The organism is Spirillospora sp. NPDC052269 (genome assembly GCF_040679435.1).
Classification (GTDB): domain Bacteria; phylum Actinomycetota; class Actinomycetes; order Streptosporangiales; family Streptosporangiaceae; genus Spirillospora.
On the sequence record NZ_JBFAUU010000006.1, the window covers coordinates 365,070 to 382,638 of the forward strand.

At 71.0% G+C, this 17,569-nt stretch carries 15 protein-coding genes; 9 read left to right on the forward strand and 6 right to left on the reverse strand.

Annotated elements, in window-relative coordinates:
• Positions 1–4 precede the first annotated feature (4 nt).
• A complete protein-coding gene (locus AB0L06_RS15525) occupies positions 5–1,003 on the reverse strand; it encodes an ABC transporter permease (protein WP_500231651.1) in 999 nt (332 codons plus the stop codon).
• Between the two features lie 310 nt (positions 1,004–1,313).
• Entirely contained in the window at positions 1,314–2,357 is a 1,044-nt protein-coding gene (locus AB0L06_RS15530) for a hypothetical protein (protein ID WP_500231652.1), read from the reverse strand.
• A gap of 105 nt (positions 2,358–2,462) precedes the next feature.
• Here AB0L06_RS15530 and AB0L06_RS15535 point away from each other — a divergent pair, with 105 nt between their 5' ends.
• On the forward strand, positions 2,463–3,095 hold the full coding sequence (locus AB0L06_RS15535; RefSeq protein WP_500231653.1) for a TetR/AcrR family transcriptional regulator: 633 nt from the start codon (positions 2,463–2,465) through the stop codon (positions 3,093–3,095).
• A 167-nt stretch (positions 3,096–3,262) separates the two neighbouring features.
• On the forward strand, positions 3,263–5,344 hold the full coding sequence (locus tag AB0L06_RS15540) for a sensor histidine kinase (RefSeq protein ID WP_500231654.1): 2,082 nt from the start codon (positions 3,263–3,265) through the stop codon (positions 5,342–5,344).
• 231 nt (positions 5,345–5,575) lie between these two features.
• Here AB0L06_RS15540 and dapF read toward each other — a convergent pair whose 3' ends face one another.
• Together dapF and miaA are read right to left on the reverse strand one after the other, a co-directional pair.
• A complete protein-coding gene (dapF, locus tag AB0L06_RS15545; RefSeq protein WP_500231655.1) occupies positions 5,576–6,412 on the reverse strand; it encodes a diaminopimelate epimerase in 837 nt (278 codons plus the stop codon).
• Between the two features lie 57 nt (positions 6,413–6,469).
• The gene (miaA, locus tag AB0L06_RS15550; RefSeq protein WP_500231770.1) at positions 6,470–7,357 is read right to left on the reverse strand and encodes a tRNA (adenosine(37)-N6)-dimethylallyltransferase MiaA; all 888 of its coding nucleotides are present in this window, start codon (positions 7,355–7,357) and stop codon (positions 6,470–6,472) included.
• Positions 7,358–7,481: 124 nt separating this feature from the next.
• Here miaA and AB0L06_RS15555 point away from each other — a divergent pair, with 124 nt between their 5' ends.
• Entirely contained in the window at positions 7,482–7,718 is a 237-nt protein-coding gene (locus AB0L06_RS15555; RefSeq protein ID WP_500231656.1) for an antitoxin, read from the forward strand.
• Positions 7,719–7,814: 96 nt separating this feature from the next.
• Here the strand turns inward: AB0L06_RS15555 and miaB are convergent, their stop codons facing one another.
• Positions 7,815–9,353: a tRNA (N6-isopentenyl adenosine(37)-C2)-methylthiotransferase MiaB gene (gene miaB, locus AB0L06_RS15560; protein WP_500231657.1), complete on the reverse strand. Its 1,539-nt coding sequence runs from the start codon at positions 9,351–9,353 to the stop codon at positions 7,815–7,817.
• A gap of 221 nt (positions 9,354–9,574) precedes the next feature.
• Here miaB and AB0L06_RS15565 point away from each other — a divergent pair, with 221 nt between their 5' ends.
• The 6 genes from AB0L06_RS15565 to AB0L06_RS15590 all read left to right on the forward strand — a co-directional run bounded on the left by AB0L06_RS15565 (position 9,575) and on the right by AB0L06_RS15590 (position 16,484).
• A complete protein-coding gene (locus AB0L06_RS15565) occupies positions 9,575–10,357 on the forward strand; it encodes an amino acid ABC transporter ATP-binding protein (protein WP_500231658.1) in 783 nt (260 codons plus the stop codon).
• A 229-nt stretch (positions 10,358–10,586) separates the two neighbouring features.
• Entirely contained in the window at positions 10,587–11,456 is an 870-nt protein-coding gene (locus tag AB0L06_RS15570; protein ID WP_500231659.1) for a glutamate ABC transporter substrate-binding protein, read from the forward strand.
• A gap of 74 nt (positions 11,457–11,530) precedes the next feature.
• The gene (locus AB0L06_RS15575) at positions 11,531–12,217 is read left to right on the forward strand and encodes an amino acid ABC transporter permease (RefSeq protein WP_500231660.1); all 687 of its coding nucleotides are present in this window, start codon (positions 11,531–11,533) and stop codon (positions 12,215–12,217) included.
• Complete coding sequence (locus tag AB0L06_RS15580; protein ID WP_500231661.1) at positions 12,214–13,194, forward strand: amino acid ABC transporter permease; 981 nt, start codon at positions 12,214–12,216, stop codon at positions 13,192–13,194. Before AB0L06_RS15575 ends, AB0L06_RS15580 begins: the two co-directional genes overlap by 4 nt.
• 70 nt (positions 13,195–13,264) lie before the next feature.
• On the forward strand, positions 13,265–14,437 hold the full coding sequence (locus tag AB0L06_RS15585) for an NAD(P)-binding domain-containing protein (protein ID WP_500231662.1): 1,173 nt from the start codon (positions 13,265–13,267) through the stop codon (positions 14,435–14,437).
• A gap of 88 nt (positions 14,438–14,525) precedes the next feature.
• A complete protein-coding gene (locus AB0L06_RS15590) occupies positions 14,526–16,484 on the forward strand; it encodes a S9 family peptidase (RefSeq protein WP_500231663.1) in 1,959 nt (652 codons plus the stop codon).
• A gap of 71 nt (positions 16,485–16,555) precedes the next feature.
• On the opposite strand, the gene AB0L06_RS15595 is transcribed toward AB0L06_RS15590, so the two are convergent.
• Complete coding sequence (locus AB0L06_RS15595) at positions 16,556–17,509, reverse strand: trypsin-like serine peptidase (RefSeq protein WP_500231664.1); 954 nt, start codon at positions 17,507–17,509, stop codon at positions 16,556–16,558.
• Positions 17,510–17,569: the final 60 nt, after the last annotated feature.

The window sequence follows — 17,569 nt, forward strand, 5'->3', positions numbered from 1 at the left end:
CCCGTCACCTCGCCCTCGTGCGCACGCGGGGGTCGAGGATCCCGTACAGGACGTCCGAGCACACCCCGGCGAGCAGGACGGTCACGGCGGCGAAGCAGGCCGTCGCGGCGACCACGTTGACATCCCCGCGCGAGATCGAGTCCACGAGCCACTCGCCCATCCCGTGCCAGCCGAAGATCTTCTCGGTGAACATCGAGCCGAGCAGCAGCATCCCGAACGTGTAGGAGAAGTACGTGGTCATCGGGATCAGCGCGGTGCGCAGCCCGTGCCGCAGCAGCGCGGCCCGGCGTGTCAGGCCCTTCGCGCGCGCCGTCCGGACGAAGTCGGCGCCCAGCACGTCCAGCATCAGCCCGCGCTGGTAGCGCGCGTACAGGGCCGCCTGCCCGAACGCGATCGTGAGCATCGGCAACAGCAGGTGCCGCACCCGGTCGGCGAACGCGTCGAGCCCGCCGAACGTGCCGTCGCCCGCGCCCGGTGTGGACTCCCCCACCCACGCGAACAACTGCGTGCCGGTCATCGCGTTCACCCGCTCGGCCGCGTACTGGAGCAGGACGGCCAGCACGAACACCGGCACCGACAGCAGCAGGTACGAACCGTAGGTGGCGGCCCTGTCGGGGAACCGGTCGCGGCGCATCGCGCCGAACGCGCCGAACAGCACGCCGAGCACCCCGCCCAGCACGGCGCCGCCGAGCAGCAGCCGCAGGCTCACCCACGCGCGCCGCCACATCTCGCCGTCGACGGACTCGCCCTCCCACGTGTGCCCGAAGTCGCCGTGGAGCACACCGTCCCCCCAGGTCAGGTAGCGATGCGCGAGCGGCGTGCGGTCGTTGAGGTTCAGCCGGGTCAGCTCGGCGTCCACCACGGACGCGGACGGACGGGGACTGCGGTCCATGAGGTTCGCGCGCGGATTCAGGGCGCAGGCGGCGAGGACGTAGGCGAGGCTCGCGGCCAGGACCACGAGGACCGCGTAGTTGGCCAGACGCCGTAGCAGAAAGCCCGCCATCCTCTCCTCTCCACACGCTAGGTGGTCACGGAATGCTACTTATCGCTCACGTCCCGCGCAGGGATTCAACCGAAGAATTCGGAGCCCACGCGATCACGCGCGCACGAGCCCGTCCCCCGCGCGCGCACGAGCCCGTCCCCCGCGCGCGCACGAGCCCGTCCCCCGCGCGCGCACGAGCCCGATCCCCGCGCGCGCACACGAGGCGGGGCCCGCGCGTGCATGAGCGTCCGTGCATGCGGCCTGCATGGCGAAGGCGCACGTTGCCCGGTGGGGGGCATCGTGCGCCTTGGGGAGGTGCGGTACGGGCGTGTCAGGCCAGGGCGAGCTCGGACTCGGGAGCGGGCGCGGGCACCGCGCGCCCGCGGTTGCGGAGGCCGCCGAGGGCCAGCAGGAGGAGGCCACCGAGTGCCCAGGCGCCCAGGACCGTGAGCGGGGTCGTGATGCTCGCGCCGTCGAAGAAGGCCGTCGTGCGGATCAGCGTGGCCGCGGCGCCGGGCGGGAGGTACTGGCCGATCTCGCCCCACGGGCGGGGCAGCATCTCGGGGGCGGAGGTCGCCGCCGACAGCGGGTTGCCGATCAGCAGGAGGGTCAGGCCGCCGAGCCCGAGCCCGGGCCGTCCGAGGAGGGCGGCCAGGCCCGCGACCGTCGCGGCGCACGCCAGGATCGACAGGCCCGTCACGCCCGCGATCTCGAGGTACGAACCGGGCAGCAGGGACAGTCCGTACCGGGCCAGCCAGGCGGAACCGAACCCGCCGGCGATCGCGAAGAGCAGCACTCCGGCGAACCGCCACGCGACGGACCGGACGGCCAGGGTGAGCAGGACGGCGCCGGCGATTCCGGACATGATCAGCGGCAGCACCATGGCGCCGAACCCGATGCCGCGCGGGTCGCCGGCCGCGGCCGGCACCACGTCCTGGACGGCGGGGGCCGCGCGGCCCGCGTCGGCGGAACGGCCGGGCGGGGGAAGCTGCGCGGCCATCTGGCCGAGCTGCTGCGCGATCACCGGCGACGCGGCGGACGCCACCAGGACGCGGGGGCCGGTCGGTGCGACCACGATCGCGCCATAGGCGTCCCGGTCGAGGAGGGCCCGACGGGCGGACGCCTCGTCCGGACGGATCTTCAGGTCGAACATGCCGGGCCGCTCCTGGTCGAGGCGGGTGGCGACCGCCTCGGCGCCGGGGCCGGCGACGACGATCGGCACCTCGCGCGGCGCGACCTTCGCCGACGGCCAGGCGAAGGCGGTGATCATCACCAGCTGGAGCAGCGCCACGCCGAGCGCGATCACCAGGGCTCGGCGGGCGGACGCGCCGGAACCGGCGCGGCGAGCGGTGCCCGAGGGGAGGTCTGCGGTCATGGCCGCCTCCAATAAAAGCGGACGTTCGTTCTCTTTAAGTTCCCCGTCACCGTCCCATCGCCCCGGCGACTTGTCAAGAACGAACGTTCGTTTTAGTTTGGGGTCATGCCCCGAGTCAGCGAAGAGCACCTGGAACGCCGCCGCCGCCAGATCATCGACGCGGCCCGCGTCTGCTTCATCCGCAACGGCCTGTACGAGACGTCGATGCAGGACATCTTCGCTGAGGCGGGTCTGTCGGCCGGAGCCGTCTACCGGTACTTCAAGAGCAAGAGCGAGATCGTGGACGAGATCGTCGCGACGGGCGGCGGTGAGCTGCAGAAGGTGCTGTCCGCGCTGGTGGACACCGATCCACTGCCCGCCCCGGACCGGCTCTGCCTGGCGATGTGCGAGCGGATCGTCGAGCTCGCGAGCGACGACGGGCCCGCGCGACTCGCCATCCAGGCCTGGGCGATGGCCGCGCACGACGGGCAGATCAGCGCGAAGGTGCGGCAGACCATGCACACCTCGCGCGATCACTGGGTGACCTACGTCCGGCGGCTCGCCGACGCCGGGCGGCTGCCCGCCGACATCGACGCGAACGCGGCCGGCCGGGTGCTGTTCGGCCTGTTCCCGGGGTTCATCCTTCAGCACCTGCTGCTCGACGACGTGACACCCGAGGAGTTCGCGGCGGGCGTCCGGGCCCTGTTCCCCATGACCGCCCTCAAGGACGCGCCTGCGGCCGGCCCCGTGACCGCCTGAACCACCGCCTCTGTGACGTCGTCCTGACCCCTGCTCTCGCCCGCGCGCGGCAAAAGCGCTAGAAAACTCCTCACACGCCCAACCTCGTCCATCACCGGACGAGGTGCGATGGCGTGGCCATCACCTCAGCGTTTTAACATCTCATTACCTGGGGCGCGGGAGAGGCAGTGGGCAGGGTGAGGATCGGCCGGAGCACCGGAGGGGCGGCGCTGGCGGGCGCGGCGGCGGCAGTGCTGCTGGTCGCGACCTCGCTCGTGCTCGGCCAATGGCTGCCGGACGACCGGCGGATGGTGTGGTGGCACCCGGAGGTGTTCGTCGCGCTGGCCTGGACGCCGGTCGGCGCGCTGCTCGCGACGCACCGGACCGGACGGCGGGTCGGGCTGCTGATGCTCGGGGCCGGGATCAGCGCGGCGGTCTACGTCCTGTCGCTGAACCTCGCGCCGCTCGCGCAGCTCCACCACTGGCCCGGCGCGTGGCTGCCCGTCTGGCTGAGCCACTGGCTGTGGGCGGTCGACACCTACACGCTCACCCTCGTCCTTCCCCAGGTGTTCCCGGACGGACGGCTCGTGTCCACGCGGTTCCGCCCGCTCCTCGTGCTGGCCTGCCTCGTTCCGGTGGTGGTGGCCGTCCACCTGACGATCGATCCGGGTGTGCGGCGGTTCCACAACGGCGTCTCGGTCTACCCGCTGCAGTCGATCCCGCCGGTGATCGCGATGCTGACCGTGGCGACGCTGGTCCTCTCGCTGGCGTCGCTGGCGGTCCGGTTCCGGCGGGCCTCGCCCGACGTGCGGCGGCAGATCGCGTGGGTCGTCTACCCGGGCCTGCTCACCGAGGTGATCATCTACGTCGGGGAGAGCACCCGCGTCGGGGACCTCGTCCGGGACACCGCGATCGTCACCATCCCGATCTGCGTCGCCATCGCGATCACCCGGTACCGGCTGTACGACATCGACGTCGTGATCAACCGGACCCTGGTGTACGCCGGGCTGGTCGGCGTGATCACCGGCGTGTACTTCACGCTCGTCGGCACGGTCAGCCTGTTCGCGTCCGACCACGGCGGGATGGCGGGCCTCGCGGGCGCGGTCGCGGCGGGCGTGGTGTTCGAGCCCACCCGGCGGCAGCTGCAGCGCGGCGTGGACCGGATGCTGCACCGCGAACGCGACCCCTACCGGCTCGCCGACCGGCTGCAACGGCGCCTGCAGACCGCGTCCGACCCGTCCGCGGCACTCGCGACCGCCGCCTCGGCCGTCCGGGAGGCGCTGCACGCGTCCGGCGTCGCGATCGAGGTGCTGGACCGGGACGGCAACCTCGCCGCGCTGGTCGAGGACGGCGCGCCGGACGCGCGCTCGCAGCGGGTCCCGCTGGTCTGGCACGGCGAGCCGGTCGGCCGGATGATCTTCAGCGGCGTCCGCGTCCCGGACGCCCGGCTCGCCGGGATCCTCGCCCGCAACCTGGCCGAGCTCGCCAACGCCGCCCGGCTCGCGATGGACGTGCAGCGCTCGCGCGAGCGGATCCTGCGCACCCGCGAGGAGGAGCGCCGCCGCCTCCGCCGCGACCTGCACGACGGGCTCGGCCCGACCCTGGCCAGCCTCGCCATGACCGTGGACGCGGCGCGGATCACGATGCGCAGCGACCCGGAGGCCGCCGACGGGATGCTGGAGCGGCTGCGCAGCACCATGGGCCGGACGATCGGCGAGCTGCGGGACCTGGTCTACGGGCTGCGTCCGCCCGCCCTGGACGACCTCGGCCTCGCCGGGGCGATCCGCGCGCTCGGCGGCGTGGTCGGCAGCGGCGGGCACGGGCCGCGGGTGGACGTGGAGGTCGAGGGCGACCTGGCCGCGCTCCCGGCGGCGGCCGAGGTCGCGGCGTACCGGATCGTCCAGGAGGCCCTGACCAACGTGTACCGGCACGCGAAGGCCGCCCGGGCGGTCGTCCGGCTGGACCTGAGCGGCGACCTGGACGTGACCGTCCGGGACGACGGGGTGGGGCTGCCGAAGGACGTCCGGGCCGGGGTCGGGATGTCGTCGATGCGGGAGCGGGCCGCCGAACTGGGCGGATCCTGCACCGTCAGCCGCCGTCCGGAGGGCGGGACGCTGGTCCGCGCGCGGCTGCCGCTGTCCGGGGCTCCGCCGGGCCCGTCGCTCGGGAGTCCGCCGGCCGAGTCGGACGGTGTGCCCGGACCACATGAGAACGGGCGGCTCGCCCCCGAAAGCGCCTCGCGGGCTCACGCGCCCGCCGAACGCCGCTGATCGGACCGACGGCGGACATGGTGAGGGCCGGTGACCGCCCCCCGCCAAGAAGGTCGCCACCGGCCCTCGAACACCGCTGCGGTTCCGAGGCTCCCATCCCGGCCCGCGCGGCCTGCACCTTGAGGTGTGCTCGCCACCCGAGGTGTGCACCCAGAAAGTAGGCGACGGAGAGGCCCTGGCGTCAGGGACGGGAGTCCCGAGTCACCCGGGACGAAAAATAGTCATATTTGACTACAGCCAATCGGGCCGGGTCTCCCCTTCGGCCACCAGGACGGCCGGACCGGCCAGGAAGCTGGTCCCGGCCTCCAGAGACACCGTAACCCGGCCGCCCGGGACGTCCACGGTCCACTCCCCGGCCGGCAGGTCCGAGGGCCCGGACGGGACGGATCCGCCGAGCGCGGCGGCCACGGCGACGGCCACCGTGCCCGTGCCGCACGAACGGGTCTCACCCGAACCGCGTTCGTAGACTCGCATCTCGACGTGACGTTCGCCCAAAAGACGGAAGAATTCGATGTTCACGCCCTCGGGGAACGCGGACGGGTCGAACCCGGGCGCATGGCACAGATCCAGCTCCGCGAGGGGGCGGTCCACAAGGCAGGCCAGGTGCGGGTTGCCCATGGAGACACGGACGCCGCCGAACGTCTCGCCCGCCACGGTCGCCTCGGACTCCCCCAGGTAGACCGGCTGGTTCATCTCGACCCGGACGTCCCCGGACGTCCCGAGCCTGACCCGGCGCAGCCCGGCGCGGGTCGCGATGTCCCACTCGCCCGGCTCGGCGAGCCCGGCGTCCACGAGGTACCGGGCGAACACCCGGATGCCGTTCCCGCACATCTCGGCGATGCTGCCGTCGGCGTTGCGGTAGTCCATGAACCACTCGGCGGCCAGGCCCTCGACGGCCGGCTCCCCGGCGACCTTGGTGCGGACGACCCGCAGGACCCCGTCCCCGCCGATCCCCGCGTGCCGGTCGCACAGGCGGGCGACCGCTTCGGCGGTCAGGTCAAGGGCCCCTTCCGGGTCGGGAAGGATGACGAAGTCGTTCTCGGTGCCGTGGCCCTTGATGAAACGCATGCGTTCGATCGTATTACCCCGCCGGAGCGCCCCCTCGAGAGCGGGCCGAGAGCGCCCTCACAGCAGGCTCAGGGCGCGTTCCACGAGGTCGGGGGCGTCGTAGGGCAGCCAGACGACGCGCGGGTCGCGCCGGAACCAGGACTCCTGCCGCCGCGCGAACCGGCGGGTCGCCCGGACCGTCTCGTCCTTGGCCTCGGCCTCGGTCCACTCCCCCGCCAGGAACCGCAGGACCTGGGCGTACCCGAGGGCGCGGCCGGCGGTCAGGCCGTCCCGCAGGCCCTGCTTCTCCAGGGCGCGGACCTCGTCCACGAGCCCGGCCTCCCACATGCGGTCGACCCGGAGCGCGATCCGCTCGTCCAGCTCGGGACGCGGCACCTCCAGGCCGATCTGCACGACCGAGCCGTACCGGTAGCGGTGCTCGGGCAGGGTCGCGGTGAAGGCCCGTCCGGTGATCTCGATGACCTCCAGCGCCCGGACGATCCGCCGCCCGTTGCTGGGCAGGATCGCGTCGGCGGCCTTGGGGTCGAGCTCGCGCAGGCGCGCGTGGAGCACCCCCGAACCGACCTCGGCCAGTTCGTCCTCCAACCGCGCCCGGACGGACGGATCGGTGCCGGGGAACTCCATCTCGTCCAGCGCCGCGCGCACGTATAGGCCGGACCCGCCGACCAGCACCGGCACCCGCCCACGCCCGCGCACCTCGGCGAACGCCTCGGCGCTGAGCCGCTGGAACTCGGCGACGCTCGCGGTGACCGTGACGTCCCAGATGTCGAGCAGGTGGTGCGGAACGCCGCGCATCTCGTCCGCCGACAGCTTCGCGGTGCCGACGTCCATGCCCCGGTAGAACTGCATGGAGTCGGCGTTCACCGCCTCGCCGGGCAGCCGCAGCGCCAGTTCGACGGCCAGATCGGACTTCCCGGCGGCGGTCGGGCCGACCACGGCGATCACATCAGGAGAGCTCACGGGCTAATTCTGGCAACTCAGTGGGTATGGATCGGACTGTACGGGCGCCGCAGGCCGCCTCCCACCACTTGGGGGCCGCGACGCCGGACGACCTCGGGGGAGGATTCCCATGTCGATCATCGACAAGGTGAAGGAGATGCTCGGCCAGCATCCCGACCAGGCCAAGAAGGGCGTGGACAAGGCCGGGGACACGGTCGACGAGAAGACCGGCGGCAAGTACGCCGACAAGGTCGACAAGGGCCAGGAGAAGGCGGGCCAGTACATCGACCACTCGTCCGGTCAGGGCCAGCAGGGCCAGCGCCAGGACGGCGCGCAGGGCGACCAGGGCGGCCAGCAGGGGTCCTGACGCGCCACGCGGCCTTCCCGGCCGTCCAGAGGCGTTTCAAGGGCGTCCCGGTGAACCTGGGACGCCCTTGACGCACGCCTCAGACGAGGAGGGGGCTCACGGGCAGGTGGAGCAGCCCGTGGACGCCTCTGCCGGAGCCGCGGGACGCCCGATGGACGGCATGCCCAGCGCGACGCCCTTGGCGCCCTCCGGCTGGGCCTGACGGGCCTCCCAGGCGTCGCCCGCGCGCGTGCGGCGCACGGAGAACGACTTGTCGGCCACCAGGTGGTGCGGCGCGGCGTAGGTGACCTCGACGGTCACCATGTCGCCCGGGCGGACGGCCTCGTCCGGCACGGCGAAGTGGACGAGCCGGTTGTCGGCGGCCCGGCCGGACAGCCGCCGGGTCGCGTCGTCCTTGCGGCCCTCGCCTTCGGCGACCAGGACCTCCAGGGTGCGGCCGAGCTGCTTCTTGTTCTCCGCCCAGGAGATCTCCTCCTGGAGCGCGACCAGCCGCTCGTACCGCTCCTGGACGACCTCCTTGGGGATCTGGCCGTCCATGGTCGCGGCCGGGGTGCCGGGCCGCTTGGAGTACTGGAAGGTGAACGCCGAGGCGAACCGGGCCTCGCGGACGACGTGCAGGGTCTGCTCGAAGTCCTCCTCGGTCTCGCCGGGGAAGCCCACGATGATGTCGGTGGTGATCGCCGCCTCCGGCATCGCCGCCCGGACCTTCTCGATGATCCCGAGGAAGCGCTCCTGCCGGTAGGACCGGCGCATCGCCTTCAGGACGGCGTCCGAGCCGGACTGGAGCGGCATGTGCAGGGACGGAACGACGTTCGGCGTCTCGGCCATGGCCGCGATCACGTCGTCGGTGAAGTCCTTCGGGTGGGGCGAGGTGAAGCGGACGCGCTCCAGGCCCTCGATCCCCCCGCACGCGCGCAGGAGGCCGGCGAAGGCGCTCTGCCCGCCCTCGGTCATCGCCTTGACCTCGTCCGGGGCGGACGCGAGCGACCCGAAGCCCGAGCCGTAGGCGTTGACGTTCTGCCCGAGGAGGGTGACCTCGGTGACGCCCTCGGCGACCAGCGCCTCGATCTCGGCGAGGATCTCGCCGGGACGGCGGTCCTTCTCCTTGCCGCGCAGGGACGGGACGATGCAGAAGGTGCAGGTGTTGTTGCAGCCGACGGAGATCGACACCCACGCCGCGTAGGGGGACTCGCGCCGGGTCGGCAGCGTCGAGGGGAAGGTCACCAGGGACTCTTCGATCTCGACCTGCGCCTCCTCCTGGACCCGGGACCGCTCGAGCAGCACCGGCAGGGCGCCCAGGTTGTGGGTGCCGAACACCACGTCCACCCAGGGGGCGCGCTTGACGATGGTGTCGCGGTCCTTCTGGGCGAGGCAGCCGCCGACGGCGATCTGCATGCCCGGATGGGCGTCCTTGACCGGGCGCAGGTGGCCGAGATTGCCGTACAGGCGGTTGTCGGCGTTCTCCCGGACGGCGCAGGTGTTGAACACCACGACATCGGGCTCCACACCGTCCGCGCGGACGTATCCGGCATCCTCCAGCAGGCCGGACAGGCGCTCGGAGTCGTGGACGTTCATCTGGCACCCGTAGGTACGAATCTCGTACGTGCGGGAACCGCTCTCAGTAGGCGCACTCATGACGGTCCAAGGGTAATAGGCGGGAGGGGGCGCCCGGCGCGTCCCGAGTCGATCACCATCTGGTTACCGGCCGGTCACATTACAGCCGACACACCAGCTCCCACCAGCCTCGACGAACAGCCTGAGAACCCGCCATCCACGCGGTTACGTGGGCATTCGTGACCGGATCGGTACCGCCCACGTGCTTCTCCGCCGATAAGCATCACGTAAAGTCCGGGCTCATGGTGGACATCGGCAAGGGAGCTGGTGACAAGGGGACCTCTGACAACCCGCCCCTCGTCGTGCTCGAGAACGTCAACAAGCACTTCGGTGAACTGCACGTCCTGAAGGACATCAACCTCACCATCGACCAGGGTGAGGTCGTCGTCATCATCGGCCCGTCCGGCGGCGGAAAGTCGACCCTGTGCCGGTCGATCAACCGGCTCGAGCCGATCGACGGCGGAACGATCCTCATCGACGGAAAGAAACTCCCCGCGGAGGGCCGCGACCTCGCGCGGCTTCGCGCCGACGTCGGCATGGTCTTCCAGTCCTTCAACCTCTTCGCCCACAAGACGATCCTCGAGAACGTCACGCTCGGGCCGATGAAGGTCCGCAAGGTGAGCAAGGCGGACGCCGAGCGGACCGCGATGGAATTGCTGGAGCGGGTCGGCATCGGCGCCCAGGCCGGCAAGTACCCGGCGCAGCTCTCCGGCGGCCAGCAGCAGCGCGCGGCGATCGCCCGGGCCCTGGCGATGAAGCCGAAGGTGATGCTGTTCGACGAGCCGACCTCCGCGCTGGACCCCGAGATGGTCAAGGAGGTCCTGGACGTCATGACCGACCTCGCGCACGAGGGCATGACCATGATCGTGGTGACCCACGAGATGGGCTTCGCCCGCCGCGCCGCGCAGAAGGTCGTGTTCATGGCCGAAGGGCAGATCGTCGAGGAGAGCACTCCCGACGAGTTCTTCACCAACGCGCGCACCGACCGCGCCAGGGACTTCCTGTCCAAGATCCTCACGCACTGACGCACGGATCCGCGCCCGCCGGTCCGCTCCGCGCGACCGGCCACAGGCGCACCGACACGACGTAGCAAGATCCCCGTACGAGATCCGCGTACGCGGAACGACGCGCCGGCGGCGCACCCCCTTGGGCTTACCCAAAGGCGCACTAGGGGACGCACCAAAGGACAACGCGACAGAGTTTGAGTTGCGGGCCTTCCGCACCGGGCAACGCATGAAAGAAGAGGGACGACAAATGCGAGCACGTCAGATCGTGGCCGCCCTGGCCGCCGCCTCCCTGGCGCTCACCATGAGCGCCTGCGGCAGCGACTCCTCCAAGAAGAAGGCCGAGTCGACGAGTGTCGCGGACAAGGCCAAGAACGACAAGAAGCTGGTCATCGGCGTCAAGTTCGACCAGCCGTCGCTCGGCCTGAAGAAGCCCGACGGCTCCATCGACGGATTCGACGTCTCCGTCGCCAAGTACATCGCGCAGCAGCTCGGTGTGCCGGAGAGCGGGATCACCTTCAAGGAGGCCCGTTCGGAGAACCGCGAGACCTTCCTGCAGACCGGTCAGGTCGACCTGGTCGTCGCGACCTACTCCATCACCGACTCGCGCAAGCCCAAGGTGACCTTCGGCGGCCCGTACTACGTGGCCCACCAGGACACCATGGTCAAGGCCAGCAACACCGACATCAAGAAGGCCGCCGACCTCAAGGGCAAGAAGATCTGCAAGGCGGCCGGCTCCAACTCCTGGAAGCGCGTCGTGCAGGGCCCGCCGGACGGCAAGCTGAACATCAAGGCCACCACCGTGGACGCCACCGGCTACGCCGACTGCGTCGCCAAGCTGTCGGCCGGCGCGGTGGACGCGGTCTCCACCGACGACCTGATCCTGGCCGGGTTCGCCGCCCAGCAGCCGGGCAAGTTCAAGGTGATCAACGACCCCTTCACCGACGAGAAGTACGGCGTCGGCATCAAGAAGGGCGACACCAAGGGCTGCGAGGCGGTCAACGCCGCCATCACCAAGATGTACTCGGACGGCACCGCCAAGACGCTGCTGGAGAAGTACTTCAACGGCACCGGTCTGAAGCCGACCACGACCGTTCCGCAGTTCGAGGGCTGCTCCTGATCGTCTGACGCCGCCGGCCGCGCCGCGCCCCCTGCCGAGGGGGCGTCGGCGCGGCCTCCTACAGGTGGGAATCCATGGGCCAACTCTTCGACTTCACCGAGGTCATCAAGAACCTCGACAAGATCGCCATCAGCTTCTGGGCGACGATCCGGCTGGCCGCCGTGACCGCGGTCCTGTCCATGATCCTCGGCACGGTGTGGGCGAGCTTCCGGGTGTCGCCGACACCGGTGCTGCGGGGCGTCGGCACGTTCGTGGTGAACCTGCTGCGCAACACCCCGCTCACCCTGCTGGCGGCGTTCTGCATCTCCGCGCTGAGCGACATCCTGAAGCTCCACTTCTCGGAGACGCCGACCGTCAACGGCTACTGGTGGGCCGTGACGGCGCTGTCGGTGTACACCTCGGCCTTCGTCGCCGAGGCGCTGCGGTCCGGCATCAACACGGTCCCGCTCGGCCAGGCCGAGGCGGCCCGCTCCATCGGGCTGACCTTCACCCAGTCGCTGCGCATGATCATCCTCCCGCAGGCGATCCGGTCGGTGATCGGGCCGCTGGGCAGCGTGCTGATCGCCATGATCAAGAACACGACGGTCGTGGCAGCGGTCGCCTACGGCGTCGACGCCGTCTCGGAGATGAAGCAGCTGTTCTTCGACCTGGGCGCCACGCTGCCGATGTTCATCGGCTTCGCCATCGGCTACCTGGTCCTGACCCTCCCGACCGGCTTCTTCTTCGGCTGGCTCTCCAAGCGAATGGCGGTGGCGCGATGAGCCGCGAGGCGACCGTCCTGTTCGACGCGCCCGGGCCGCGCGCCCGGCGGCGCAACCTGGTCCTGACCGTGATCGCCGCGCTGGTGATCCTCGGGATCATCGCGTGGATCGTCTACGCGCTCGCCGACAAGGGTCAGTTCGACAAGGTTCTGTGGCACCCGTTCACGCAGTGGGACGTCTGGCGGACCTACTTCATCCAGGGCACCATCAACACCCTGAAGGCCGCGGCCGTCGGCACCGTCCTCGCGCTGGTCTTCGGCGCGATCTTCGGCCTCGCCCGCCTGTCGGACCACTGGTGGATCCGGGTCCCGGCGGGGGCGGTCGTGGAGTTCTTCCGCGCCATGCCGCTGCTGATCCTGATCTTCCTGGCGTTCTTCGTGCCGGCCACGGTCAGCCCGATCATCGCCGACGGCCCGCTCGGCAACTTCCAGCGGGTCATGGTGGAGAACGTCTTCTCGATCTTCGGGGTGACGATCAACAACGGCACGGTGACCGTGCCCGCGTTCGCCGCGGTGGTCTTCGGCCTCACCCTGTACAACGGCTCGGTGCTCGCCGAGATCGTCCGGGCGGGCGTGCAGTCGATCCCGCGCGGGCAGTCGGAGGCGGCGTTCGCGCTCGGCATGCGCAAGAACTCGGTGATGCGGCTGGTGCTGCTGCCGCAGGCCGTCACCGCGATGCTGCCCGTGATCGTCAGCCAGATCGTGGTCCTGCTGAAGGACACCTCGCTCGGCTTCATCATCGGCTACGAGGACCTCACGTCCTACGGGTTCAAGATCGAGCCGGCGAACTTCTCCAACCTGCTGCAGGCGGCGATCGTCTGCGCGGTCATCTACATCACGATCAACCTCATCGTGAGCCGGATCGCGACCATGCTGGAGGCGCGCATCAGCCGCAGCAAGAAGTCGATCACGACGATGAGTGCCGGGTCCAGCCTCCCGGCCGCAGGCATGGCCTCCGGCGGCGCGGACGCCGCCTGACGGCCGTCCCGCCCTGTGGTGAGGGGCGTCTCCGGGGAATCCGGGGGCGCCCTTCCGGGTTTTCGGGGACGTGACGAACGACGGGATTCCAGCGGGCGTGACCGCCGTGGACGTGGCGGTCGTGGGGGCCGGGCAGGCGGGGCTGTCGGCCGGGTACCAGTTGCGGCGGGACGGGCTGGACTTCGTGATCCTCGATCACGCGCCGCGTCCGGGCGGGGCCTGGCAGTACCGGTGGCCGACGCTGACGCTGGGGAGGGCGCACCGGATCGCCGATCTTCCGGGGATGCCGCTGGGGACGCCCGATCCGGCTCGTCCGGCGTCCGAGGTCGTTTCGGAGTACTTCGACCGCTATGAGCGGGAGTTCGGGCTCGACGTGCGCCGTCCGGTGGACGTGACGTCCGTGCGGGACCTGCCGGACGGACGGCTGCTGCTCTCGACCTCCGAGGGCGACTACGCGGCCCGGTACCTGATCAACGCGTCCGGGACGTGGGAGAAGCCGTTCTGGCCGCGCTATGCCGGAATGGAGACGTTCCGGGGGCGTCATCTACACACGCACGACTACCGGGGGCCGGACGAGTTCGCCGGGAAGCGGGTCGTGGTCGTCGGCGGCGGGGCCTCGGGCGTCCAGGCACTCCTGGAGATCGCTGAGGTGGCCGCTGGGACGCGCTGGGTGACCCGGCGTCCCCCTGAGTGGGTCGAGGGGCCGTTCGACGAGGAGCTGGGACGTGCGGCCGTCGCGAAGGTGGACGAAAGGGTCCGGCGCGGACTGCCGCCCGCCAGCGTCGTCTCGGTCACCGGACTGATGCTGACCGACGAGGTGAAGGCCGCGCGCGCGTCGGGGGTCCTGCACCGGCTGCCGATGTTCGAGCGGATCACCCCGGACGGCGTGGAGTGGGCGGACGGCTCGTCCTTCGACGCGGACGTCATCCTGTGGGCGACGGGCTTCCGCGCGTCGCTGGCGCACCTCACGCCGCTGGGCCTGCGGGGGCCGGGCGGGGGCATCGTGATGGACGGGACCGTGGTCGCCGCCGATCCTCGCGTGCATCTGCTGGGGTACGGGCCGTCCGCGAGCACGATCGGGGCGAACCGGGCGGGCCGCAGCGCCGCCCGGGCCGTCCGCCGTGCGCTCCGGGGAACGGGACAGCCCCAGGGAGATACCGGACGGACCACCACAAATCCACCCAGTGAACGCCCGGAATCTCCGCGTGACGACCGACATGCGTCGATCGCCCCCGTCGCCTGAGTTCTCCCCGCTGAGCGGCTCGTATCTTTCCGGCGGCAACTGCCCCGTCATGGCCCCAACCGATCCTCCGATGCGGGACGATTCGCATATGACCGCTCGTGCGACCCTTCCCTACGGCTCCTGGCCGTCACCCATCTCCGCCGCCGATGTCGCCCGCGCGCGGCTGCGGATCGGCTTTCCCACCGTGGCGGGCGACGACGTGTGGTGGCAGGAGACCCGGCCGGAGGAGGGCGGCCGGACGACGGTCGTCCACCTGGCCGAGGGCCACCGCACCGAGCTGCTCCAGGCCCCCTACGACGCCCGGACGCGCGTGCACGAGTACGGCGGGCGGTCATATCTGCCGGTGCCGTCCGGCGAGGGCCACGCGATCGTGTTCTCCAACTACGAGGACCAGCGGCTCTACCGGCTCGACCCGGGTGAACCCAAGCCGTACGCGCTGACGCCCGAACCGGCCCAGCCGGGTGGGCTGCGCTACGCCGACTACGTGCTCTCCCCCGACGGCACGCAGGTGTGGTGCGTCTGCGAGGGGCACACCCCGGACGGCATCCGGCGCGCGATCGTCGGCGTCCCGCTCGACGCGTCCGCCGCCGGGGACGCCTCGGCGATCCAGGAGCTGGTCAGCGGCGCCGACTTCTACGCCTCCCCCACGCCGTCGCCGAGCGGCGGACACCTCGCGTGGGTGCAGTGGAACCACCCCCGGATGCCCTGGGACGGCACCGAGCTGCGCGTCGCCGCCCTCGAGGGCGGCACGGCCGTCGCGCCGCGCACGCTCAAGGGCGGGCTCACCGAGTCCGCGCTCGCGCCGCTCTGGCGGGACGACGAGACCCTGTACGTGATCTCCGACTGGCCGGGCTGGTGGAACATCTACCAGGTCGGGCTGCACGGCGAGTCGGCGCAGGCGCTCTACCCGGCCGAGGAGGAGTTCGCCGGCCCGCTGTGGACGCTCGGCGGCAAGCCCTACGCGCTCCTCGAGGACGGGCGGCTGGCCGTCCTACACGGTGAGGGCGACCTGCGACTCGGCGTGTACGACCCGGAGACCCTGGAACTGACCGACCTGGACCTGCCGTACGCGGACTGGCGTCCGGCGCTGTCGGCGGACGGGTCGACGGTGCTGGGCATCGCGGGCGCGCCCGAGGTGCCGACCTCGGTCGTCCGGGTGGACATGGGCACCGGGCGGGCCGAGAGCCTGCGGCGCGAGCTGGCCGAGCCGCCGAACGCCGCCTACCTGTCGATGCCGCGCGCCGAGCGCCTGGAGGGTCCGTTCGGGCGTCCGGTGCACGCGCTGGTGTACCCGCCGTCCAGCCCGGACGCCGAGGGCCCGGCGGGCGAGAGGCCCCCGTACGTCGTGTTCGTCCACGGTGGCCCGACCGGACGCACGTCCAGCACGCTCGACCTTGAGCACGCCTACTTCACCAGCCGTGGCATCGGCGTCGTCGAGGTCAACTACGGCGGGTCGTCCGGATACGGGCGCGCGTACCGCGAGCGGCTGCGGCGCCAGTGGGGCGTCGTGGACGTCGAGGACGCCGTCGCCGCCGCGCGGGCCCTGGTCGACCTCGGCGTCGCGGACGCGAAGCGGCTGGCGATCCGGGGCGGCAGCGCGGGCGGCTGGACGACCCTCGCCGCGATCACCACGACCGACCTGTTCGCCGCCGGGACGTCCTACTTCGGCATCAGCGACCTGGCGTCGTTCGCCGCCGCCACGCACGACTTCGAGTCGCACTACCTGTTCGGGCTGATCGGGCCGCTGCCGGGATTCGAGCGCGCGTACGAGGAGCGCTCCCCGCTCGGGCACGCGAACCAGGCGTCCTGCCCGGTGCTGCTGCTCCAGGGCCTGGACGACCCGATCGTCCCGGCCGACCAGTCCGAGCGGTTCGCCGAGGCGCTGGCGGAACGGGAGGTTCCGCACGCGTACCTGACGTTCGAGGGCGAGTCCCACGGTTTCCGGCGAGCCGAAACGGTCATCACCTGCCTGGAGTCGGAGCTCGCCTTCTACGGCCGCACGCTCGGATTCGAGCCGGTCGGGGTCCCGAGCATCGAGCTGTCCTGACGCTGCTGGGATATGAGAACTGCGGCGTGCCGAAGGGCACGCCGCAGTTCTCGTTCTCGTAGGGATCGGCGTCAGGCGCGACTGTCAGCGGCCTTCCGCAGGTTGTAGACGTCCCCGTCGAAGTACGGCGAGTAGGAACGCCAGGAAACGTTGCCGCCCTCCTGGTAACCGCCGATGACACCGTTGACGTAGCCGGTGTGCGACTTGGTGTTGTACCAGAGCAGCCAGGGGCTTCCGCTGGTGCCGCCGTAGAACCCGCTGCAGTCCATCCGGATCTGGTACTTGAACGCCTTGACCGTCTTGGTCTTGCAGTAGATCGGACGGTTGCTGCGGCTCGGGTAGCCCGAGACGTTCACGTACTTGCCCGCGCCCTGGTTGATGGCGAGCTTGTTGTAACCGACCACCTGCTCGATCTTCCGGCCGCTGTGCGAGTTGACCGCGATGAAGCCGTAGTCGAGGTCGGGGTCGCTCTTGGACACCCAGCGGTTGTCCACCAGCAGCATCTTGGCGGTCCAGATGCCGTAGGGACGCTTGCCGTTGTCGAACTTCGGCACGAACGCCACGTTGCGCGCGTAGTGCCCGCCCTTGCCACCGTGAATGCAGTGCGCCGCCGTCAGCAGCAGGCTCTTGGAGTAGCTGTGGACGACGCTGGCCGTGCAGTAGTGGTTGCCCTGGCCGTTGTTGAAGAATACCGCCCCGAGCGTCGGGATCCCGCCGAACGCGGCCGACTTCGGGACGCTCTGCGCCGTCACGCTCTGCTTTCCCATCTGGGGGGCCCCAGAGGGGCTCGCCGAGGGCCCCGTCGTGGGGGCGGCCGCCTTCGGGCCGCCCACCGGGGTCGCCGAGGCGAGCCGCTGCGGGGTCCAGTACTTCTCGGCGTCCTGCGCCTCCACCGAGCTGATCTGCTGGCTCGTGGAGGTGTCGACCACCGTGTGCGTCTTCGCGTGGCCCTGGCTGACCAGCACCCCGCCGGTGGCGACCGCCGCGGTCCCGGTGACCGCCACGACCGCATAGGTAACCCGCATCCGACCCTTTCGCATTCGCCCGAAAATACCGACTCTTCCGTCACGCCACAACGCGAATGA